The following is a 19578-nucleotide window of genomic DNA, read 5'->3' as shown; positions in this document are numbered from 1 at the left end:
AATCGGTGACCCCGACCGCCGCAGACAGCGTCCTCGAACTCCGCGATGTCACGTTCCGCCGTGACGGCACGCAGATCCTCGACGGGATCGACCTCACGGTCCGGGCGGGAGAGCATTGGGCGCTGCTCGGGCCGAACGGCGCGGGCAAGTCGACGGTCCTCGGGTTCTGCGGTGCGCTCACCTTCCCGACCTCCGGGACCGTGGATGTGCTGGGCCGCCGACTGGGACGCGTCGAGCTGCAAGAACTGCGGCGGCACATCGGGCACGTGAACTCGCGGCACCCCGTGCGGTCTCCGCTCACCGTGACCGAGGTCGTGCTCACCGGGGTCACCGGCACGCTCGAACCGCCCATGCGGTGGACACCGACCGAGGAGGAGGTCCGCCGTGCGCGCGATCTCATCCACTCGGTCGGTCTCGACGATCGGCGGGAGGCGCGTTGGCCAACGCTGTCGCAGGGGGAGCGCGGCCGCGCGCTGATCGCGCGGGCGCTGATCTCGGATCCGCGGCTGCTGCTGCTCGACGAGCCGACGACCGGTCTCGACGTTGCGGCGCGGGAGCAGTTGCTGGAGACCATCGACGGGCTCGCGCACACGGCGCCGGAGCTCGCCAGCGTCCTGGTCACCCATCACCTCGAGGAGCTGCCGGAGACGACAACGCACGCCCTGCTGATCGCGCACGGGCGCATCGTGGCGCGCGGCGACATCGACGAGGCGGTCACGACGGAGACCGTCACGCGCGCCTTCGAGCACCGCATCCGGGTCGAGAAGGCCGACGGCCGGTGGAGTGCGCGGGCCGTGCGAGAGCGCGCGATCCCCGCGTGACACCGTTCGCGACCGCCGACGACGGAACCCCGATCGCTTTCGAGGAGCGCGGCGTCGGCGTACCGGTGCTGCTGATCGCCGGGCAGGCCACGGGGATGCACGGCTGGGGACCGTTCGCCGACGCGCTGGCGCGAGACTTCCGCGTCATCGTGTTCGACCATCGCGGGATCGGGGCCAGCGGTGAGGGTGACACCTCGCGTTACTCGACGCGCGAGTTCGCCTCCGACGCGGTCGCGGTGCTCGACGCCGCCGGTGTCGCCGCCGCCCACGTCGTGGGCCACTCGATGGGCGGCCGCGTCGCGCAGTGGATGGCCGCCGAGGACCCCGCGCGCGTCCGGCGACTGGTCCTCATCGCCACCTCCGCCGGCGACCGCACGGCGCGGCGCCGCGATCCCTCGGCGATCGCCGACCTGCTGAGCGGCGACCGCGACCGCATGCTGCCGCTGTTCTTCGACGATGCGTGGGCGGCCGAGCATCCTGACGACGTCGACCGCTTCTTCTCGCGCGTCGCCGGCCGTCCGGCGCTCCGCGGGCATTTCGCCGCCAGCCGGGACCACGACGGGACGGACGCGCTGGCACGCATCCGCGCCGAGACGCTGGTGATCCACGGCAGCCGGGATGCGCTGACCCCGCTGGAGCACGCGCGCCTGCTCGCGGGCGGCATCCCGAATGCGACGCTGCTCGAGCTCGACGCCCGACACGGCCTCCACCTCGACACCCCGGCGGTCGAGGACGCGGTGCGATCGTTCCTCGGCCGTGGCGCCGCGGGAGTCCCGCCGTCCGTCAGCTGACCGCGAACCCTCCTGCCCGGGCGACCTCCACGAACTCCCGGTAGTCCGCCTCCGCCTGGTCGGCGTACCGCTCCGCCCAGGTCGTCGCGGCGTGAGCGAACGCCGGCCCCGAGCCGAGGTAGCCCGAGACGAACGCCGACTTGGGGGAGCGCGCGTGCGCCCGGGCGAGCACGACGGCGCACACGCGCGCATAGTCCGAGAACTGTGCCGCGTTCATCGAGGGGATGTCGAACGACGCGTTGCGGTTGCGGAACAGGCGCAGGTAGAAGGCGAAGCCTTCGACCCGGATGAAGCCGAGGAACGGGTCGGACACCGCCTGCAGAATGCGCTGGCACGCGACGACCCGGTAGCCCTGGTCGTCCGGCAGCAGGGAGAGGTCGAGGTAGCCGGGCAGCGGCGCGACCCCGCCGAACCTCTCGACGACCGATGCACTCGCCTCTTTGAGCTGCAGGATCACCGGCTCGCCGATCGGCCCCCGGAGCGCGATCACGAAGCAGCGCGTGCCCACGCTGCCCACCCCGACGACACGGCGGGCGACGTCGTCGACGCGCAGCTGCGAGGCGAGGAGAGCCGTATTGGGCGGGAGGGTCCGGCGGTAGCGGTCGTACGCATCCTGGGCCAGCGCCTGGATCTCGGGCTCGGCCCGGCGCAGAATCGGCGGCCGGTCGACGAAGCGCAGCACGCCGTCCTCGTCGGCGCGCAGCGTGCGGCGGGCGGCATGCTCGGTGGTCCGCTTCTTCGACTCCTTGGTGACCTGCCGGATCAGCTGCTCCATGTCGGGGCTGAGCCTGCCGCGGCCGGAGGAGACGGACGTCGGCGTGAAGTACCGCGCCGTCAGCGGCTCGGTCAGCGCCTCCTGCAGCCAGCGGCGGTACGCCTCCCCGGCCGACCGCGCCGTGTCCCGCACGAACTGCGGCGGCATCCCGAGCGAGCGGCCGGCGAGGACGACGCTGGTGAGCATCCGCTTGACGTCCCACTCCCACGGGCCGACCGTCGACTCGTCGAAGTCGTTGATGTCGAACACCATCGCGTTCTCAGGTGAGCGGTACATGCCGAAGTTGGCGATGTGGGCGTCGCCGCAGACCACCACCTCCGCACCCGTCGTGGGCGCCGCGGCCAGGTCGGCGGCCTGGATCGCCGCCGTTCCCCGGTAGAAGGCGAACGCGTCCGCGCTCATCCGCTCCACCCGCAGGTCCACGAGATTCTGCAGCCGGTCCTCGTGCTGGGAGCGGAGGATGCCCATCGGGTCCCGCCCGGGCGGGGGCGCATAGTCCGCGTGGGCGGAGCGCGGGAGCGCGGCCCGGGCCGCACGCCCGGCCGCAGCCAGCTCCTCGGGAGTGAGCGGGGTCTCCGCGCGCTCACCCGCTTCTGCGACATCCAGAGTCATGCCGCGCCTCCTTCGGGAGCGACGTGCCCGCCCTCGCCGTCGGCTCTTCCGGCGAGCACGCGCTCATCATAGGTCGCGGTCTGCCGCTACGGTAAGCAGGATGCGGGAACAGATCGAGCAGGAGTGGATCGAGCACCGCCGTGAGGACGGCGAGCGCGTGGGCTGGCTGCGCCCGGACGGCGACGGCTTCGTGCCGATCGACCTCCTCGGCCGCGAGCTCTCCGGCCCGACCGACTGGCTCACCGGTGAGGACATGCTGGAGGCTGCGGGAATCGGCTACCTCGCCGACCGCTATCAGCTCCGCCTGGCCGACGGCCGGTGGATGCGCGTGCGCCTCACCGAGGTCTCCACTGACCGGATCGTGGTCAAGAAGGACGACTTCGGTGCCATCGACGCGCCCCAGCTCGTCTACACGCTGCCCTTCCCCCTCCCGGAGAACCTTCGCCCGGAGTGAGCCTCTCGCGGAGGAATCGGCCGGGGCGTATGTTCGGCCGGTGAGCATTGCTCGGAAACGCCCGTGGTGGGTCACCGATGCCGGCCGGTCGAGGTCGCTTCGAACCTCCATGTGCGGTTGGGCCGGCTATGTCTTCTCCCGACGGCACCCGGAGGCGGAGCAGATAACACCCGGCAACGGTGGCGCCGGTGGATGACCGCAATGCTGGACGCCATGCGTTCCATGCCGACGCTGCGACGAACGTGGAGGAGACGCCGCAGCTGAGGGAGGGGCGTCGGATGCTTCGCAACGGCTGGCTGATCCTGGCGGTCGCGGCGGCCGCGCTGCTCTGGGGACTGGTCGCCGACATGCTCAACCTCGCACCCTTGCACTCGGCAGTACACCCGCTCGTCACCGTCGCCATCATCTCCGGCGGGGTGTTCACCGTCCACGGCATCCGCACGATTCGCAACGGCCACGCCGCGCTCCGCACTGAGATCAAACGGCAGGCGGAAGCGTCCGGAACCGGTCGGGCGGTCGGCGACTCATGAGGCTAGGACCGTGTTGGGTTGGTCTCGTCGTTGTCGGCGTCGTCCTGATCGATGCCTGCCGGACCCTCTCGTTGCTGGTCACGCCACGATCGTCGAAATAAGACCGTGAGCTGGATCGACGACCCGAGCAGAAGGACGGCGAACGCGGTCGTTTCCGGTCAACCATCGTCGCGCTCACCGGTCGACGACGGTTGAGGGTGGCGGAACACCCACACGAGTGATGCCCATCCGAGAACGCTGAGGAGGGAGAAACCGGCGGCGAGCAGCCACTGCCACCCGAGGCCATGGGTCATGGCCTCGTAAACCTCGAACGCGGCGAAGGAGGTGTAGAAGATTGCGAAGAACCAGGATCCCCCGCGGTTGGTGGTGAGGACGAACCACGGCCTCCCGAGCCGGTCACCAGCCACGGCGTCGACCTTCGTCGGACCGACTGTTGAGGTAGACCACAATCGCCCACTCCCAGATCGCGAGGAGCAGGAACACGACCGACACGACGCCCGACCACCAGCCCGAGCCCGTCGACCACACGGCCCCGTTGAGGACGCCTAGGAGTGTATAGATGATGGCGAGGGTCACTGTCCAGCCGCGGTTGCCGCCGGTGGATCGGGCCCACCACGGGTACTTCGACACGTCATCGGCCATCGTCGGTCCTTACGTCATTCACGTCGCCACGGTGCGGTCACAACGCTTCCCGCCGAGATGGCGCCCCAATGGGTAGCCAACGCCGAAACTGAGTGAACGTCAACGAATTCCGATCGGAGACCCGACTCGCCGAAGCCGCACCGGTCATGGGACGGGCGCTACTCGCCGTGATTCCGGTGGGATGTCACGGGCGTCGCCGTCCCTTCAGCCCGAAGAAGAGCACGATGCCGATACCCGCCGCGAAGAGGAACGCGCCTACGAGGCGCGCGGGCAGCCCCTCCCCGAAAACCAGCAGCGCGGACCCGACCAGCCACAGCGCTATCCCGAGGATCATCAGGACTGGGCCTGTTTTCACTCTTGGCCGCCCCTGTCCCGTTCGTGTCTCGTTCGCCGGTAGGTGCGGAAGTAGGTGAAGCTCTGGAATCCGATCAGAGCCCCGAGTAAGACGTTGATCCATCCGCTCGGACTGCCGAGCAGGAGCAACACGATGCCGGCAGTCACTCCGACCGCGGCCGCAACCGCGAACATCCACGCGAAGTTCCGCCAGAACTCTGGGCGGCGGGATCTCGGGTCGGTCACGCGAAGGACATTACGCGCCCGCGGCGGTGATGCGTCGCTCGGCCCGGTAGGCAAGCCCCATCGCTGGAGATCAGGTCACCTTCTGGACATCCTGGTCTGTCCGCGACGGGTGGCCCCGCGCTAGCATCGGCGCCACGCGGACCGGACACGGCCGCAGAACGGGGGATGAGCCGGATGATCCCGCTCACTGTCGGCACCACGGTGGATACACCGGAACGACCCGCCGTCATCGACGGCTCGCGCTTCAACAGGCACACGTTCTGGTGCGGCCAGAGCGGGTCGGGCAAGACCTACGCGCTGGGTGTCGTGCTGGAGCAACTGCTGCTTCACACCGAGCTGCCTGTCGCCGTGCTCGACCCGAACGCCGACTTCGTGGAGCTCGCGCACACGCGCGACGGATCCGATGGCGCCGCGGCCGAGCGGTGGGAGGGCTTCGATATCCGCGTGCTGCACTCCAGCACTCCGCGGGAGCCGCAGGTGCGCATCCGCTTCATCGACCTCAGCGTTCGCTCGAAGGGAGCCGTCGGCCGGCTCGACCCGATCGCCGACGCCGAGGAGTTCAACGCTCTGCTGCATCTGGAGGCTCGGCCGGAGCACTTCGAGCGCGGGACGTTCCTCAGCTCGCTGCTCGAGGCGGACGATCCCGCCCATCGGCGGCTCGGGCTGCGCATCGACAATCTGCAGATCCTCGACTGGCCGCTGTGGGCGATGGGCGGCGGATCCGCGGCCTCGATCGTCGATGAGCGGCCGCGTGCCACTGTGCTCGATCTGGGCGGCTTCTCGCACCCCGGGGAGCCGCAGGCGGCTGCCCTCGGCATCCTCGAGCAACTGTGGGAGCGCCGGATGGAACGCCGGCCGCTCCTCATCGTGATCGACGAGGCGCACAACTTCTGCCCGCCGGTCGCTCGCACCACGGTGGAGGCGCAGCTCACCGAGCAGCTCATCCAGATCGCCGCGGAGGGCCGCAAGTTCGGGCTGTGGCTGTTCCTGTCGACGCAGCGGCCGACCAAGATCCACCCGAACGTGCTCTCGCAGTGCGACAACCTCGGCCTGATGCGCATGAACTCGCCGCGCGACCTCGCGGAACTGGCCGAGGTCTTCGGTTTCGTGCCGCACCACCTCCTGGAGCAGTCGCCGACCTTCCGCAAGGGCGAGGCCCTGTTCGCGGGCGCGTTCACCGAGGAGCCCCAGCTGGTCCGGATCGGCCGCCGCCTGACGATCGAGGGCGGCAGCGACCTGTCCGTGCAGGGCAGCGGCGTCTGACCTGGGTCGGAGATCTGACCCTCCTGGTCGGAGAATCGCGCCTCCTCGTATCGGATCTCCATGCAGGCCGCGGCCCGTCGGAGATTCGGGGCCACTTCACCTACGGAGCATCGGAGATCGCGCTCTGCGACGCCCTACGCCGCAGGCGGAGGGGTATGCGCGTGCTGCTGCTTGCGCTCCGTCTTGCGCTCGACGGCTTGTTCCTTCATCAGCTCGCGCGTGTGCGTGAGGTCGCCGATGATCGGCCGCCACAAGCGGGATCTCGGGTCGGAGTCGACGAGCACCGCGCGGACGAGCAGCGTCAACGGGATCGCCAGGATGGCGCCGATCGGGCCGAGGACGACGGCCCAGAACAGCACGGAGAAGAAGGTCAGCGTCTGGCTGAGAGCGACGGCGTTGCCGACCACCTTCGGCTGAACGATCGACTGCACGACGGCGTTGATGATGCCGTAGATCACGATGATCGCCACGACCGTGCCCCAGCCGCCGGTCAGGAACCCGAAGACGAGCGGCGGCACGATCGCGATGAAGTAGCCGACGTTCGGGATGAAGCTGCAGAGGAAGGACAGGATCGCCCACAGCAGCGCGGCGGGGACGCCGAGTGCCCACAGTGCCACCCCGTTGATGACGCCCTGCACGATGCCGAGCAGCGTGGTGACCACCATGTACCGGCGCACCGAGTGCGCGAAGCCGCCGAACGCGTAGACCAGGTTCGGCCGCGTCGGCTGCAGCTGCCGGAGCAGGGTCGGCGTGTACGCGGCGTCCGCGGGCATGAGGATGAGCATCGTCAACACGATCACCAGGAACGCGACCAGCCCGAGCGCATTGCCGAGGAGGCCGCCGAAGAACGACAGGAAGGTGCCGGGGTCGAAACCGGCCTTGATCTGCTGCACCTGCTGCTGCCCGACGCCGATGCTCTGCAGCCACGCCGTGAAGTCGGCCCCGAGCTGCTGGAGTTGCGGTTTGTACTGGGGCAGCATCCCGATGAACTGGGCGGTCGCGATCCACAGCACCGCGATGAACCCGGCGAGGAGGGCGAACACGGTGAGGCCGACCGCGCCCGTTGCCAGGCCCTGCGGGGTGCCGTGGCGCTCCAGCCAGACGCGGACCGGCTGGGCGCAGATCGTCAGGACGAGCGCGAGCAGAGTCGGGGCGAGGATGCCGCCGATCGCGGCCATCCCGAATGAGATCACCACACCGGCGGCCAGTCCGAGCAGGATGCGCACGCCGCGCCCCACGCCGCCCGCCGGTCCGAGTTCAGTGTCAGGGTCGACCGGCTCCGCCGGTGTGACGGGGTGCTTCCGCCCGCGAGAGAAAGGCCACCGACGGCCGGTCCGGTGATCGGGCTCCGCCGGTGCCGGTGCCGGGATGGAGGCATCCTGGGTCATGAGCCGCTCCCTTTCTGCGTGAAGAGCCGCGAAGCGGCCCGCGTGTGCGCCGGCTCGTCCGCCGGGAGGGCGTGGCCGGACCGGACGCGACGCCGCAGTCGTCTGGCGACTGCTGCGCCGCGCCCGTTCGTCACGACGAACGCCGACCGCGGGGTCAGACCGTCGGTGCCGCCGGTGGCGGTGTCGCCGGTCCGGCCGGGGCGGTGGACGCCGCGGGCGCCGCTGCGGAGGCGGCCGCGGCCGCTCCGCCCGTCGTCCCACGGCCTGCGAGTGCGTGCGCCTTCAGGTGCGCGAACTCATCGGGGGTGATCGCGCCGCTGTCGAGCAGCGCTTTCGCCTTGGCGATCTCGTCTGCCGGGCTCGATCCGGCGACCTGCCGGATGTAGTCGTCCGTGGCCGCCTGGTACTGCCTGGCTTCCTTCTGGTTCCGTTCCGCCATGCCGGGGCCGCGCGCGATCAGGTACACCAGCGCCGTCAGGAAGGGCACGAAGATCAGGAAGATGATCCACAGAGCCTTCCACCACCCGTTCAGCTTGTGATCACGGAACAGGTCGCTGATGATCGCGAACAGTGCGAACAGATAGGCCACGAAGGCGAAGCTCCAGAAGAAGAGCCAGATGACGCTCCAGAAGTTGCTCCAGTCCATGTTCGGTTTCCCCTCTCCACTCCAGCTCGGCGAGCCTGGATGTGGGCTGAGAGTAACGCCGCGGATGTTGGCGCGGCTAGACATATTCCGGGTCTGCTGCCGAACTGCCGCCGGACGTCAGGAGAGGACGTCGAGCTCCGCGGTGAGGCGGTCGACGATCTCCGAGGCGAGGTAGCCGAGCCGACCGACGCTCGCTGCCAGGGAGTCGCCCGCCACGGCGTGCAGATAGGTGCCCCAGGCGGCGGCCTGCAGGGGGTCTGCGCCGCGCGCGGCGAGCCCGGCGATCGCGCCGGCCAGCGCATCCCCGCTGCCGGAGGTGCCGAGGCCGGGGTCCCCGTCGCCGACGGTCAGCAACCGGCCGTCGGGGGAAGCGACTCGCCCGAAGCAGCTGACCGTCGCGCGGTAGCGGCGGGCGAGCTCGACGGTGTCGGCATCGAGGTCGTCGGTGTCGCGGCCGAGCAGCCGCGACGCCTCCTCGGTGTTCGGGGTGAGGATGCGCGGGACGCCTCCGACCAGTCGCGGATGCCCGGCGAGGGCCCCGAGAGCGTAGGCGTCGAGGACGAGGACCGTGTCTGGGCCGACGGCGCGCGCGACGCGGGGGAGCATCCGGGCGGTCTCCGCGGCATCGTCGAGACCCGGCCCGAGGAGCACCGCGTCGGCGGACGCCAGATCATCGGACGCCGCACGGACACCCGCTCCGCGCACACTCCCGGATGAGGTCTCGGGCAGCGGCACGACACCGCACTCCGGCAGAGCCACGGCGATCGGCGCGGCGACGGACGCGCCGACCGCGAGGGTCAGCCTCCCGGCCCCGACCCGCAGGGCCGCACGCCCGGCGAGCAGCGCGGCACCGGGGGAGCGCACGGCGCCGCCGACCACGAGCACCTGCCCGCGCGACCGCTTGGATCCGGAGGGCTCGGGCAGCGGCCACGCACGCAGCAGCTCCGGGGTGACCCGCTCCGGTTCGGGCGTCGCCGTCCGATCACGCATCGGTGCGCGCCTCGCCGGGGTGCTGGGTCGCCGGGAGACCGGCCACCGACAGGTGGGCATCGTCGGCGAATGCCCGCAGCGTCCACTCGGCGCCGTCGCCGGTCAGCTCGGTGACCGAGGCGTTGGCGACAGGATGCGTCAGCAGATGCTCGGCGAGCTGCCCCTCGGTCATCCGCAGCAGCACATACAGGAAAAGACTGACCACGGCGTCGTGGGCGAACACGACGACCGTGCGGGTCTCCGGGAGATCACGCAGGAACGAGCGGATGCGCAGCGCCACATCCGTCCACGCCTCGCCGCCCGGCGGGCGGTAGTAGAACTTGCCCGCCCAGCGCCGGCGCTCGGCCTCCAGCGGAAGCCGCCGCTCCACCCCGAGGGCGGTGAGGCGGTCGAGGATGCCGAGCTCGCGATCGCGCAGGCGCTCGTCGAGCCGCAACGGCACCTCCTCGCCGAGAGCGAACCGCGCGGTCTGGATGGCGCGGCGGTACGGCGAGCTGAAGAGGGCGGCATCCGGCGGGAGGGCGTCACGCAGCCGGGCACCGAGGGCGGCGGCCTGCAGCTCGCCCAGCGGCGAGAGGGTGATGTCGGGGTCGCGGGCCTCGACGGAGATCACCTCGGCTCCGGCCGCCTCCGCAGCGGCCGCGGCGACGTTCGCCGTGCTCTCGCCGTGCCGGATGAGGAGCAGGGTGCGAGCGGTCATGACCTGGACTGTACGCCCGCCCAGTCGAGCACGCGCAAGGCCCGGAGCGTGTTCCAGCGGCTGGGCTGACCGATCTCCTCCAGCGGGATGGCGGGGCGGCCCGGGAGTAGACGGTCGAGCGGCCAGCGGCCGTCCGGTCCGCGCCGCGACAACACGACCTCGACCGCCTCGGCGATGCGCTCGGCGATCCAGCCCTCCGCCCGGAGGCCGGAGGCTCGCAGGTGGTCGAGCCCGCGCAGCACGTCGTAATGCCAGTAATAGGGGAAGGAGAAGCGGAGCCACTCCTCGTCGATCAACTCGCCGGTCGACCGGCGCCGCATCATCCCGCGCACCAGCAGGTAGTCCTGACCGCGCTTCAGCGGATGGTCCAGATCGGTGCGGCCGGTCGCATCGCGATAGGCGGCGAGCCCCTCGACGACGCAGATCGTGCTGTGGAACGAGCCCGGCGCGTCCTTCGTCTCGGCGTAGCAGTTCCAGCCGCCGTCGGTCTGCTGGCCGTCGAGCAGCTTCGCGACGAGGACATCCGCCGGCCGGTCGAGTGCGGCCGCAGCCGTGAGCACCCGGCCGTTGATGCACGGTTCGACCTCGCCGTCGAAGAACGGGCTGTCGTCCCACTCCTCGCCCCAGTCCACGTTGGCCGCGACGCGGTCGATCGCTTCGCGCGTCCGCTCACCCTCGGCGCCGAACAGGCCGAGAAGGAGCACGATGCTGTCGGTCGCGTCGCGGTCCTCCGGCTTCCAGACCGTCCCGCCCCACGTCCCGCGGTCGTCCTGGCGGCGCAGCAGCTCGGCACCCCAGCCGTCGCGCTCGACGAGGGAGCGCTCCTCGGTCACCTCGTCGGCCGGCGCGCCCAGCAGATCCTGCAGCGTCTGCCAGCGGATGGCGGGGTCGCCCTCCAGCAGCCAGCGGATGACCGCGTCATCCCGGCTCCATCGCCCTTCGCTCACGCGGTCAGGCTACTCCCGCGGGGTCGCCGCGGCGAACGACTGGGTGCCGAGCACGCTGAGGAGCGCCAGCTTCTCGGCGGCCTCGGTGCGCGGCGCGGCCGTCAGCACCAGCAGGCACTGCGACTGGTCCTCGGTGAACAGCGCCTGGCAGTCGAGTTCGATCGCCCCGAGCTCCGGGTGGAGGAGCGTCTTGTGGTCCTCGAAGCGACGGGCGACCTCGTGGCGCTCCCACAGTTCCGCGAACTCCGGACTCTCCGCCAGGAGCGCGCGGACCAGCTCGCCGGCGCGCGAACGCGGACCGAGTGCCCCGTACGCATCCCTCAGCGAGGCGACCTGAGCACGGCTCTGGCGCGCGCGATCCTCCTCCGGATACGGTGCGCGGGCGACCTCCGGGTCGGTGAACCAGCGGTAGTACTCGCTGCGGGCGAGGCCCGTATAGCCGGAGCGGTCGCCGAGCAGCGCGACTGCCATGCGGTTCTGGACGAGGGTCTCGCCGAGATTCGAGAGCACCAGAGCGGGGGTGTCCTCGAGCCGGTCGAGCACCCGCTGCAGCGCGGGGGAGACGTGGCCGCCGCCGGAGAACCGGTCGGGGGTGTTGTGACCGGCGACCCGGTACAGGTAGTCGCGCTCGTCGTCGCTGAGGCGGAGCGCCCGTGCCAGTGACGACAGCATCTGCTCGCTCGGCTGCGGCCCCCGGCGCTGCTCCAGACGGGTGTAGTAGTCGGTGGACATGGCGGCGAGCAGGGCGACCTCCTCGCGCCGGAGCCCGGGGGCGCGACGGCGGAGCCCGGCAGGGAGTCCGACATCCTCCGGGCGCAGCGTCTCGCGGTGGCGGCGCAGGAAGTCGGCGAGTGCGGCACGGTCCATCCCTCCATGATGACGCCCGTCGCTGCCGCGAACCAGGGATCGCCGATCCCTGGATGACCGCTCCACTTCCTCCCGTGTTGCGGCGCTCGCAGAGTGGAGGCATGAACATCACAGGGAACACCGTCTTCATCCCCGGCGCCACCAGCGGCATCGGGCTCGCCCTCGCCGTCGCTCTGCACGAGCGCGGGAACTCCGTCATCGTCGGCGGCCGCCGTACCGAGCTGCTCGAGCAGATCGCCGCGGAGCACCCGGGCATCGACACGGTCCGGATCGACACGGCGGACGCCGAGAGCATCCGTGCCGCTTCGGCCGAGGTGCTGGCCTCTCATCCCGACCTCAATGTGCTGATCGCGATGGCCGGGATCATGCGCGTCGAGGACTGGCACACGCCTGCCGGCTTCCTCGGGTCGGCCGAGTCGATCGTGACCACCAACGTCCTCGGCCCGATCCGGCTGATCGCCGCCTTCGTCGAGCACCTGCAGACGCGCCCGGATGCGACCATCGTCACCGTGTCGTCCGGTCTGGCGTTCGCGCCGCTCGCGGCGACGCCCAGCTACAACGCCAGCAAGGCGGCCGTCCACATGCTCAGCGAGAGCATCCGGCTGCAGCTGGCCGACACCACCGTGAAGATCGTGGAACTCGAGCCGCCGTCGGTGCGCACGGGCCTCCTGCCCGGTCAGGAGGAGAGCGAGTTCGCCATGCCGCTCGACGAGTTCGTCGGCGAGGTGATGACGCTCATCGAGACGCAGCCCGACGCGAAGGAGCTCCAGGTGGAGCGCGTGAAGTTCCTGCGCTACGGCGAGGCGCGCGGCGACTACGACCGCGTGGTCGAGGTGCTCAACGCCTCCGACCCGCACGGCAAGGACGCGGCGGCCTGACCCGGCGGCCTGACCCGGCGGTGCAGGCCGGTCAGGCGCGGGTGACCGTCAGCCCCAGCCACGCGGCCAGGTCGTCGATCGCGGCATCGACGGCGTCGCGTGTGCTGGGGCCGAACGGCTCGTCCTCGTGGACCGCGGCGACGCGCAGCACCCCGGCCTTCCGGTCCGCCGCGGCGTCGAGCTTGCCGACCAGGCGGTCCTCGTGCAGGATCGGCAGCGCGAAGTAGCCCCAGCGGCGCTTCGCGGCCGGTTTGTACATCTCCAGCAGGTACTCGAACCCGAACAGCTCCTGCGACCTCACCCTGTCGTGGATGAGCCGATCGAAGGGCGACAGCAGCGCCGTGCGGCCGGCGAACGGGTGCCCGACAGCGGCCGGATCGACCCGCCACTCGCGGTCGCTGCCCTCGACGCGCACGGGGACGCCCGCGTTTCCGACGAGCTGCGGACGGGCGATGCCGAGCGCGCGCAGGCGGCGCTCATCGCGCAGCCGGGTCGCCTCCGGCTCCGGGACGACCTCGATGCCGGTCGGGTACACCCGCTCGGCGAGGTCCCACGTGCGCTGGCGACCGATCCGCCCGGCGACGGCGACCTCGCCCAGGCCCTGCAGCAGTTCGAGCATGTGGGTGACGTTCTTCTCGTGCGTCCATCCACTCGACTGCCAGGGCGTTTCGGCCGCGTCCGGGATGTCCTTCGAGAGCAGAGGACCCGCGTCGCGCAGCCGGTCGAGCACGTCGCGCCGGAACCCCGGGTTCGCTTCGAGCCACGCTCGCCAGCCACTGTGAATGGGACCGGCCGCCATCCGCGCCAGGTTCAGTCCGAGGTCGGAGACCGGGCGGACCATGGCGAACGGAGGCTGGACGGGGTCGTCCTGCGCCTTCAGCTCGTACAGCGTCCGATCGAGTTCGACCGCTTGGGCGAGCTGCTCTGGCCGATACGACGCTCCCAGTCGAGTGAAGGCGATCAGGTCGGCACTCGGCGCGATGGCGGCGGTCGGGTCGAGCTGCAGGAAGGTCAGATGCTCGACCAGCGGAAGGAGGCCGACCGGACGTTGCGCATCGAGCCGTTGCGCGCGCACGGCGATGCGCCGCGCCTCGTCGCGATCCAGCAGCTCGGTCATCGCTTCGGCGATCGCTGCGCTCAGCGGTCGGCGAGCTCGGCGAGCAGCGCGCCCAGCTCCGACGGCCGGGTGAACATCGGCCAGTGCCCGGTCGGCAGCTCCACCACGTCCCAGTGCTCGAGGCGCCCGACCTCGGCCACGGCCGGCTCGCCGCCGTCGATCCACGAGCGCAGGTCGGTGGGAGTGAACTCGCACGCGACGATGGTGGCCGGCACCGCGCGCCGACGGGAGTCGTCCGCGAGCTCGATCGGTCCCGCGACGACGTCGGCGGGTTCCGGCACCGCGATCCGGCGGAACTCGTCGCGCTGCTCGTCGGTCAGGTCGATGAGGTCGGCGTCCTCGAAGTCCTCCCAATCCGGGAGCTCGACCTGGCCGTCGTTCGCGGGCAGGTCGGGCGCGACGGACCCGCCGGGCCCGAGCGGCCAGGAATCGACGTACACCGTGCGCGCGACGCGGTCCGGACGCTCAGCGGTCGCCGCGTAGGCGAGAGGACCGCCACCGGAATGCCCGACGAGCACCACATCCCGCTCGTCGCCGCCCAGGTCGTCGATGGCCCGCACGATCGCGTCCACGTGGTCGCGCACGCGGATGCGGCTGCGGTCGGCGTCGCGCGATTCGAGGCCGGGCAGCGTGAGCGGATGCGCCGTATGGCCCGCGCTCTCGATGGCCGGGATCACCTCCCGCCACGCGTCGGCGCCGAGCCAGAAACCGGGGACGAGAACCATCTGCATGGGGGCGACGCTACCGCGGTGCACCGACATCGGGGGAGGGCGGCGTCGCGGGTGGAGCGCGACCGCGCACTCAGAGCAGGGCGAGCCGCCCCACGATCTTGTCGACGCGGTTTCGCGGACCCACCACGCTCACCGCGTAATAGGGGAGCGCGCCGGACGGCGTCTCCGCGACCGTCTCGAGGTACTCGTCGTAGACCCGGGTCAGCTGGGCGGCGGCGGGCATGTCCGCAACGAAGACGCCCTCCGATGCGGCCGCCTTCGCGCGGATCGCCGCCAGCTGCTCACCGCTCGCGCGGAGCACAGAGCACCCGGCCCAGGGGAGGCCGGGATGCGAGCTGCCGTCGGCATCCACCGCGTCCGGTCCGAGGAGCCCGGTGACGCCGGCGGCCGTGGCCGCCGCGGTGCAGATCGCCGCGTTTGCCGCGATGCCCGTCGGAAGGGACTCGTCGACGACGACCACCCACTTCAGCCGCGCCGCTCGCGTGGGCGCCGCCGTGTCCACTTCGTCGGGCAGGAAGCCGACCTGATCCGCCATTCGTGTTCCTCTCGTTCGGTGATTCGGGCTTGAAACTACAGAATTCGAGGCGGCGGCGCTGCCGCTCCGAATTTCGTTCGACTGGTGCTCTATCCTGGGCGTCGTGGACGAACTTGATCGGGCGATCCTGCGCGAACTGCAGTCGGATGCACGGAAGAGCAATCGCGACGTCGCCGCGGCCGTCGGCGTCTCGCCGAGCACCGCGCTGGAACGGACGCGGGCGCTCCGTCGGAAGGGCATCATCCGCGGAGCAGTGCTCGACGTCGACCTCGCCTCCATCGGCCGGCCGGTGCAGGCGCTCATCGCTGTGCGCATCCGCCCGCCGTCCCGGCCGGTCATCGAGGGGTTCCGCGACTGGGTGGCGTCCCTGCCGGAGACCCTCGGCGTCTTCGTCACGAGCGGCAACGAGGACTTCATCGTCCACGTCGCCGTCGCCGACAACGAGAGCCTGTACGCCTTCGTGATCGACCGACTGACGCAGCGGCGGGAGATCGCCGACGTGCGCACCAGTGTCGTCTACGAGCACCTGCGCAACGGGAGCCCGGAGCCGGTGGACTGATCCCGCGCGCGGGCTACGATGTGCGGCACCGCATCCTTCCGAGAGAGGAACCACGCATGCCCGCACTCACCGATACCTTCACGCTGTCGAACGGCGTCACCATCCCGAAGATCGGGTTCGGCACCTGGCAGATCCCGGACGGCTCCGAGACCTACGACTCGGTCCGCACCGCTCTCGACGCGGGCTACCGGCACATCGACACGGCGCGCGCCTACGGCAACGAGGCCAGCGTCGGCCGTGCCGTCCGCGACAGCGGTATCCCCCGCGAGGAGATCTTCATCACCACCAAGTGCCCCGCCGAGGTGAAGGATGCGGAGGGAGCACGCCACGCCTTCGACCGGTCGACCGCGCTGCTGGACCTCGGGCCGATCGACCTCTACCTCATCCACGCGCCGTGGCCCTGGAACGCCATCGGCAGCGACCACCGGGCCGGGAACATCGAGGTGTGGAAGGTCTTCGAGGAGCTGTACGAGCAGGGCCGCACCCGCTCGATCGGCGTCAGCAACTTCGAGGTCGCCGACCTCGAGTCGCTGATCGACGCGACCGAGGTGGTGCCGCACGCGAACCAGATCCGCTGGTTCGTCGGGAACACTCAGCCCGAGACGACCGCGTACAGCACGGAACACGACATCCTCGTCGAGGGGTACTCGCCGCTCGCGACCGGGCGCCTGCTCGACAACGGCGACATCAAGGAGATCGCCGACAAGTACGGCAAGTCAGTCGCCCAGGTGAGCATCCGCTACCTGCTGCAGAAGGACATCCTGCCGCTGCCGAAGTCGACGACGCCCGAGCGCATCCGCGAGAACGCCGACGTCGACTTCGAGCTGTCTGCGGAGGATGTGGCCGCGCTCGACGCCCTCGATTCGGGTGAGTGACGCGTCGGGGTGCCTACGGGCATGACCAAATCGGGCACACGGGAATAAGGCCATCCCTCCTGCGTTGGACTTGAGTGCACAAGGCTCAACTTTCAGAAACAGGAGAACACGTGCCTGAGAACTTCACTCCCGACGGTGACGGCGCCAACTCGTTCGACGAGTTCCTCGCCCGGTACCTCGCGGGTGAGCGTGCGCGCAACGCACGCTCCATCGACATCAGCCGCTTCCTCAGCCGGCGCACCCAGGAGATCCTGGCGGAGGCCGGACGGTTCGCGCTTCAGCACGGCCACAGCGAGCTCGACGCGCTGCACGTGCTGCGCGTGATGGCCGAGCAGGAGCCGGCCGCCGACGCCATGCGCCGCATCGGCGTCGACCCCTCCCGTGTCGCCGAAGCCGCCGAGTCGCGCCTGCCCGCCCCGGGCGACATGATCCAGGCGGACGGCGCATCCATCACCGGGCCGCTCCAGCGCGCCCTCTTCCACGCGTACCAGGTGGCTCAGGCCTCCGGCTCGACCTACATCGACCCCGAGCACGTCTTCTTCGCGCTCGTGATCGGGCGGGACGCCCCGGCCGGCCGCGTGCTGCAGGCCGCCGGCGTCACGCCGGAGGCCCTCACCGAGGCGATGCGTCAGAGCACCACCGTCGGCGCCGGTCAGCCCGGCGACCCGGACGCTGCGCAGGACGACTCGCAGACCCCGATGCTCGACCAGTTCGGCACCGACCTGACGGCGCTCGCCCGCGACGGCAAGCTCGACCCGGTGATCGGACGCCTGGACGAGATCGAGCAGACCGTCGAGATCCTCTCCCGCCGCACCAAGAACAACCCGGTGCTGGTCGGTGAGGCCGGCGTCGGCAAGACCGCGATCGTCGAGGGCCTCGCCCGCGCGATCGTCTCCGGCGACGTGCCCGAGCAGCTGCAGGACAAGAAGGTCGTCTCCCTCGACCTCGCCGGAATGGTCGCAGGGACCCGGTACCGCGGCGACTTCGAAGAGCGGCTCACCAAGCTCATGGACGAGATCAGCGACGGCAAGGATGAGCTGATCGTGTTCATCGACGAGCTGCACACCGTGGTTGGCGCCGGAGGGTCCGGCGAGTCCGGCGGGATGGACGCGGGCAACATCCTGAAGCCCCGCCTGGCCCGCGGCGACCTGCACCTGGTCGGCGCGACGACGCTCAAGGAGTACCGCCGCATCGAGAAGGACCCGGCACTCGAGCGCCGCTTCCAGCCGGTGACCGTCGGCGAGCCGTCGGTGGAGGACGCGGTCCTCATCCTCGACGGCCTCCGTGGCGCGTACGAGGAGCACCACGGTGTGACCTACACGGCCGACGCGATCCGCGCCGCCGTCGAGCTCTCCGACCGGTATATCTCCGACCGCTTCCTGCCCGACAAGGCGATCGATCTGATCGACCAGGCCGGAGCGCGTCTGCGCCTGTCGCTGGGCAAGCGCGTCGACACCTCCGCTCTGATGGAGCGCCTGGCCACGCTGGAGTCCGAGAAGAACTCCGCCGTCGCGGCCGAGCACTACGAGGAGGCGTCGCGTCTGCGTGACGAGATCGAGGCCGTGCAGCGTTCGCTGGACGAGCTCGGTTCCGCCCCGCGGGTCGAGGCCGTCGTCGGCGAGCCCGAGATCGCGGCCATCGTGTCCCGGTCGACCGGCATCCCGGTGTCGCGCATCGGCGAGGCCGACCGCGAGCGCCTCGCGCGCCTCGAGTCGGAGCTGCACCAGCGCGTGATCGGTCAGGACGACGCGGTCGTCGCGGTCGCGAAGGCCGTCCGCCGCAACCGCACCGGCCTCGGTGACGAGCGCCGCCCGGTCGGCAGCTTCCTCTTCCTCGGCCCGACGGGTGTGGGCAAGACGGAGCTGGCCAAGTCGCTCGCATCGTCGCTGTTCGGCGACGAGAAGGCGATGCTGCGCTTCGACATGAGCGAGTTCGGCGAGCGCCACACGGTCGCGCGACTGGTCGGCGCCCCTCCCGGGTACGTCGGCTACGACGAGGCCGGTCAGCTGACCGAGCGCGTGCGCCGCAACCCGTACTCGGTGGTGCTGTTCGACGAGATCGAGAAGGCCCACCCGGACGTGTTCAACCTGCTGCTGCAGGTGCTCGACGACGGCCGCCTCACCGACGGCCAGGGCCGGACGGTCGACTTCCGCAACACGGTCGTCATCATGACCTCCAACCTGGGCTCGGAGTTCCTGGCGTCGCGGAGCGGCGCGCTCGGCTTCGTCCCGGTCGGTTCGGACGGCTTCTCCTCGGAGAAGGACATCCGCGACCGGGTCATGGGCAAGCTGCGCGAGGCCATGCGCCCCGAGTTCCTGAACCGCATCGACGAGATCGTGCTGTTCCGGAAGCTGGATGCCGAGCAGCTCCGCGACATCGTCCGCCTGCTGCTCACCGCGACGGCCTCCCGGCTGTCCGCCCGCGACATCGCCTTCGAGGCGACGGATGCGGCGGTCGCCTGGATCGCCGACGCCGGCTACGAGCCGGAGTACGGTGCCCGCCCGCTCCGCCGCGTCATCCAGCGCGAGGTCGACGACCGCATCGCCGAACTCATGGTCAGCGGCGAGCTCTCCGAGGGCGGCCGCGTGATCGTGGACGCCGAGGCCGGCGACCTCCGGGTCGCCGCGGCTCCTGCGGCCTTCCCGATCGCGGCGTAACCCGGCCCGCACCTCCCTCACCGAAGCGCCGGTCCTGTTCCCAGGGCCGGCGCTTCGTGCGTCGGGCGGATCCATCCAGTTGACGCAACACGCCGTCGCGGCGGCGCGCGCGACGGCGTGTTGCGTCAACCGCATGCGGATCGGACGGGGCGGGATGTGCGCATCCTGAACGTCTCCAAAGGGACGCACACCCGAACCCCTGGACTCGTCCAGGGTCGCCT

The 19578-nt window shown here is 70.8% G+C and carries 23 protein-coding genes; 9 read left to right on the top strand and 14 right to left on the bottom strand.

The window, feature by feature from the left end:
- Nucleotides 1–5 precede the first annotated feature (5 nt).
- Both ACF1AJ_RS07700 and ACF1AJ_RS07695 read left to right on the top strand, forming a co-directional pair.
- On the top strand, nucleotides 6–821 hold the full coding sequence (locus ACF1AJ_RS07700) for an ABC transporter ATP-binding protein (RefSeq protein ID WP_391506802.1): 816 nt from the start codon (nucleotides 6–8) through the stop codon (nucleotides 819–821).
- Nucleotides 818–1612, top strand: coding sequence for an alpha/beta fold hydrolase (locus ACF1AJ_RS07695; protein ID WP_391506801.1), 795 nt, complete (start codon nucleotides 818–820; stop codon nucleotides 1610–1612). The genes ACF1AJ_RS07700 and ACF1AJ_RS07695 overlap by 4 nt, the downstream gene beginning before the upstream one ends.
- On the opposite strand, the gene ACF1AJ_RS07690 is transcribed toward ACF1AJ_RS07695, so the two are convergent.
- On the bottom strand, nucleotides 1605–2999 hold the full coding sequence (locus ACF1AJ_RS07690; RefSeq protein WP_391506800.1) for a DUF2252 domain-containing protein: 1395 nt from the start codon (nucleotides 2997–2999) through the stop codon (nucleotides 1605–1607). The genes ACF1AJ_RS07695 and ACF1AJ_RS07690 overlap by 8 nt on opposite strands.
- A 100-nt stretch (nucleotides 3000–3099) precedes the next feature.
- On the opposite strand from ACF1AJ_RS07690, the gene ACF1AJ_RS07685 reads away from it, so the two are divergent.
- Nucleotides 3100–3453, top strand: a complete 354-nt coding sequence (locus tag ACF1AJ_RS07685; RefSeq protein WP_391506799.1) for a hypothetical protein — start codon at nucleotides 3100–3102, stop codon at nucleotides 3451–3453.
- Nucleotides 3454–3641: 188 nt separating this feature from the next.
- Nucleotides 3642–3983, top strand: coding sequence for a hypothetical protein (locus ACF1AJ_RS07680; protein ID WP_391506798.1), 342 nt, complete (start codon nucleotides 3642–3644; stop codon nucleotides 3981–3983).
- Between the two features lie 158 nt (nucleotides 3984–4141).
- Here ACF1AJ_RS07680 and ACF1AJ_RS07675 read toward each other — a convergent pair whose 3' ends face one another.
- From ACF1AJ_RS07675 to ACF1AJ_RS07660, 4 genes are all read right to left on the bottom strand, one after another.
- On the bottom strand, nucleotides 4142–4390 hold the full coding sequence (locus ACF1AJ_RS07675) for a hypothetical protein (protein ID WP_391506797.1): 249 nt from the start codon (nucleotides 4388–4390) through the stop codon (nucleotides 4142–4144).
- A complete protein-coding gene (locus ACF1AJ_RS07670) occupies nucleotides 4380–4625 on the bottom strand; it encodes a hypothetical protein (RefSeq protein WP_391506796.1) in 246 nt (81 codons plus the stop codon). The genes ACF1AJ_RS07675 and ACF1AJ_RS07670 overlap by 11 nt, the downstream gene beginning before the upstream one ends.
- A 184-nt stretch (nucleotides 4626–4809) precedes the next feature.
- Nucleotides 4810–4980, bottom strand: a complete 171-nt coding sequence (locus ACF1AJ_RS07665; protein WP_391506795.1) for a hypothetical protein — start codon at nucleotides 4978–4980, stop codon at nucleotides 4810–4812.
- Complete coding sequence (locus ACF1AJ_RS07660; protein ID WP_391506794.1) at nucleotides 4977–5204, bottom strand: hypothetical protein; 228 nt, start codon at nucleotides 5202–5204, stop codon at nucleotides 4977–4979. The genes ACF1AJ_RS07665 and ACF1AJ_RS07660 overlap by 4 nt, the downstream gene beginning before the upstream one ends.
- A gap of 174 nt (nucleotides 5205–5378) precedes the next feature.
- Here ACF1AJ_RS07660 and ACF1AJ_RS07655 point away from each other — a divergent pair, with 174 nt between their 5' ends.
- Nucleotides 5379–6467 carry an ATP-binding protein gene (locus ACF1AJ_RS07655; RefSeq protein ID WP_391506793.1) on the top strand — a complete coding sequence of 363 codons (1089 nt, stop codon included), beginning with the start codon at nucleotides 5379–5381 and terminating at the stop codon, nucleotides 6465–6467.
- Between the two features lie 134 nt (nucleotides 6468–6601).
- Here ACF1AJ_RS07655 and ACF1AJ_RS07650 read toward each other — a convergent pair whose 3' ends face one another.
- The 6 genes from ACF1AJ_RS07650 to ACF1AJ_RS07625 form a co-directional block, all read right to left on the bottom strand.
- Entirely contained in the window at nucleotides 6602–7855 is a 1254-nt protein-coding gene (locus ACF1AJ_RS07650) for an AI-2E family transporter (protein WP_391506792.1), read from the bottom strand.
- A 154-nt stretch (nucleotides 7856–8009) separates the two neighbouring features.
- Nucleotides 8010–8501, bottom strand: a complete 492-nt coding sequence (locus ACF1AJ_RS07645) for an SHOCT domain-containing protein (protein ID WP_391506791.1) — start codon at nucleotides 8499–8501, stop codon at nucleotides 8010–8012.
- Between the two features lie 117 nt (nucleotides 8502–8618).
- A complete protein-coding gene (locus ACF1AJ_RS07640; protein ID WP_391506790.1) occupies nucleotides 8619–9491 on the bottom strand; it encodes an NAD(P)H-hydrate dehydratase in 873 nt (290 codons plus the stop codon).
- Nucleotides 9484–10191 (bottom strand): histidine phosphatase family protein, encoded by a 708-nt coding sequence (locus ACF1AJ_RS07635; protein ID WP_391506789.1) that lies wholly within the window; start codon nucleotides 10189–10191, stop codon nucleotides 9484–9486. Before ACF1AJ_RS07635 ends, ACF1AJ_RS07640 begins: the two co-directional genes overlap by 8 nt.
- Nucleotides 10188–11138: a hypothetical protein gene (locus ACF1AJ_RS07630; protein WP_391506788.1), complete on the bottom strand. Its 951-nt coding sequence runs from the start codon at nucleotides 11136–11138 to the stop codon at nucleotides 10188–10190. Before ACF1AJ_RS07630 ends, ACF1AJ_RS07635 begins: the two co-directional genes overlap by 4 nt.
- A gap of 9 nt (nucleotides 11139–11147) precedes the next feature.
- Nucleotides 11148–12005 (bottom strand): helix-turn-helix transcriptional regulator, encoded by an 858-nt coding sequence (locus ACF1AJ_RS07625; protein ID WP_391506787.1) that lies wholly within the window; start codon nucleotides 12003–12005, stop codon nucleotides 11148–11150.
- A 101-nt stretch (nucleotides 12006–12106) separates the two neighbouring features.
- Here ACF1AJ_RS07625 and ACF1AJ_RS07620 point away from each other — a divergent pair, with 101 nt between their 5' ends.
- A complete protein-coding gene (locus ACF1AJ_RS07620) occupies nucleotides 12107–12883 on the top strand; it encodes an SDR family oxidoreductase (RefSeq protein ID WP_391506786.1) in 777 nt (258 codons plus the stop codon).
- A gap of 31 nt (nucleotides 12884–12914) precedes the next feature.
- Here the strand turns inward: ACF1AJ_RS07620 and ACF1AJ_RS07615 are convergent, their stop codons facing one another.
- The 3 genes from ACF1AJ_RS07615 to ACF1AJ_RS07605 all read right to left on the bottom strand — a co-directional run bounded on the left by ACF1AJ_RS07615 (nucleotide 12915) and on the right by ACF1AJ_RS07605 (nucleotide 15266).
- Nucleotides 12915–14000 carry a DNA glycosylase AlkZ-like family protein gene (locus ACF1AJ_RS07615; protein WP_391506785.1) on the bottom strand — a complete coding sequence of 362 codons (1086 nt, stop codon included), beginning with the start codon at nucleotides 13998–14000 and terminating at the stop codon, nucleotides 12915–12917.
- A gap of 20 nt (nucleotides 14001–14020) precedes the next feature.
- A complete protein-coding gene (locus ACF1AJ_RS07610; protein WP_391506784.1) occupies nucleotides 14021–14731 on the bottom strand; it encodes an alpha/beta fold hydrolase in 711 nt (236 codons plus the stop codon).
- A gap of 70 nt (nucleotides 14732–14801) precedes the next feature.
- On the bottom strand, nucleotides 14802–15266 hold the full coding sequence (locus tag ACF1AJ_RS07605) for a DUF2000 domain-containing protein (protein ID WP_391506783.1): 465 nt from the start codon (nucleotides 15264–15266) through the stop codon (nucleotides 14802–14804).
- Between the two features lie 103 nt (nucleotides 15267–15369).
- Here ACF1AJ_RS07605 and ACF1AJ_RS07600 point away from each other — a divergent pair, with 103 nt between their 5' ends.
- From ACF1AJ_RS07600 to ACF1AJ_RS07590, 3 genes are all read left to right on the top strand, one after another.
- Complete coding sequence (locus ACF1AJ_RS07600) at nucleotides 15370–15825, top strand: Lrp/AsnC family transcriptional regulator (protein WP_089875120.1); 456 nt, start codon at nucleotides 15370–15372, stop codon at nucleotides 15823–15825.
- 56 nt (nucleotides 15826–15881) lie between these two features.
- The gene (locus ACF1AJ_RS07595; protein ID WP_391506782.1) at nucleotides 15882–16700 is read left to right on the top strand and encodes an aldo/keto reductase; all 819 of its coding nucleotides are present in this window, start codon (nucleotides 15882–15884) and stop codon (nucleotides 16698–16700) included.
- Between the two features lie 110 nt (nucleotides 16701–16810).
- Nucleotides 16811–19357: an ATP-dependent Clp protease ATP-binding subunit gene (locus ACF1AJ_RS07590; RefSeq protein WP_391506781.1), complete on the top strand. Its 2547-nt coding sequence runs from the start codon at nucleotides 16811–16813 to the stop codon at nucleotides 19355–19357.
- Nucleotides 19358–19578 lie beyond the last annotated feature (221 nt).

Origin of the sequence: Leifsonia sp. NPDC014704, from assembly GCF_043083605.1 — a bacterium.
In the GTDB taxonomy this organism is placed as follows: Bacteria; Actinomycetota; Actinomycetes; order Actinomycetales; family Microbacteriaceae; genus Leifsonia.
Note: the sequence above shows the minus strand (reverse complement) of the source record. Positions and strands in the feature narration are given on the sequence as shown.

Coding starts and splice junctions, on each gene's coding strand:
- ACF1AJ_RS07610 (WP_391506784.1), bottom strand. CDS start 14,731: ATGCAGATGGTTCTCGTCCCCGGTTTCTGGCTCGGCGCCGACGCGTGG.
- ACF1AJ_RS07655 (WP_391506793.1), top strand. CDS start 5,379: ATGATCCCGCTCACTGTCGGCACCACGGTGGATACACCGGAACGACCC.
- ACF1AJ_RS07670 (WP_391506796.1), bottom strand. CDS start 4,625: ATGGCCGATGACGTGTCGAAGTACCCGTGGTGGGCCCGATCCACCGGC.
- ACF1AJ_RS07685 (WP_391506799.1), top strand. CDS start 3,100: ATGCGGGAACAGATCGAGCAGGAGTGGATCGAGCACCGCCGTGAGGAC.
- ACF1AJ_RS07640 (WP_391506790.1), bottom strand. CDS start 9,491: ATGCGTGATCGGACGGCGACGCCCGAACCGGAGCGGGTCACCCCGGAG.
- ACF1AJ_RS07605 (WP_391506783.1), bottom strand. CDS start 15,266: ATGGCGGATCAGGTCGGCTTCCTGCCCGACGAAGTGGACACGGCGGCG.
- ACF1AJ_RS07625 (WP_391506787.1), bottom strand. CDS start 12,005: ATGGACCGTGCCGCACTCGCCGACTTCCTGCGCCGCCACCGCGAGACG.
- ACF1AJ_RS07645 (WP_391506791.1), bottom strand. CDS start 8,501: ATGGACTGGAGCAACTTCTGGAGCGTCATCTGGCTCTTCTTCTGGAGC.
- ACF1AJ_RS07635 (WP_391506789.1), bottom strand. CDS start 10,191: ATGACCGCTCGCACCCTGCTCCTCATCCGGCACGGCGAGAGCACGGCG.
- ACF1AJ_RS07595 (WP_391506782.1), top strand. CDS start 15,882: ATGCCCGCACTCACCGATACCTTCACGCTGTCGAACGGCGTCACCATC.
- ACF1AJ_RS07650 (WP_391506792.1), bottom strand. CDS start 7,855: ATGACCCAGGATGCCTCCATCCCGGCACCGGCACCGGCGGAGCCCGAT.
- ACF1AJ_RS07620 (WP_391506786.1), top strand. CDS start 12,107: ATGAACATCACAGGGAACACCGTCTTCATCCCCGGCGCCACCAGCGGC.
- ACF1AJ_RS07690 (WP_391506800.1), bottom strand. CDS start 2,999: ATGACTCTGGATGTCGCAGAAGCGGGTGAGCGCGCGGAGACCCCGCTC.
- ACF1AJ_RS07615 (WP_391506785.1), bottom strand. CDS start 14,000: ATGACCGAGCTGCTGGATCGCGACGAGGCGCGGCGCATCGCCGTGCGC.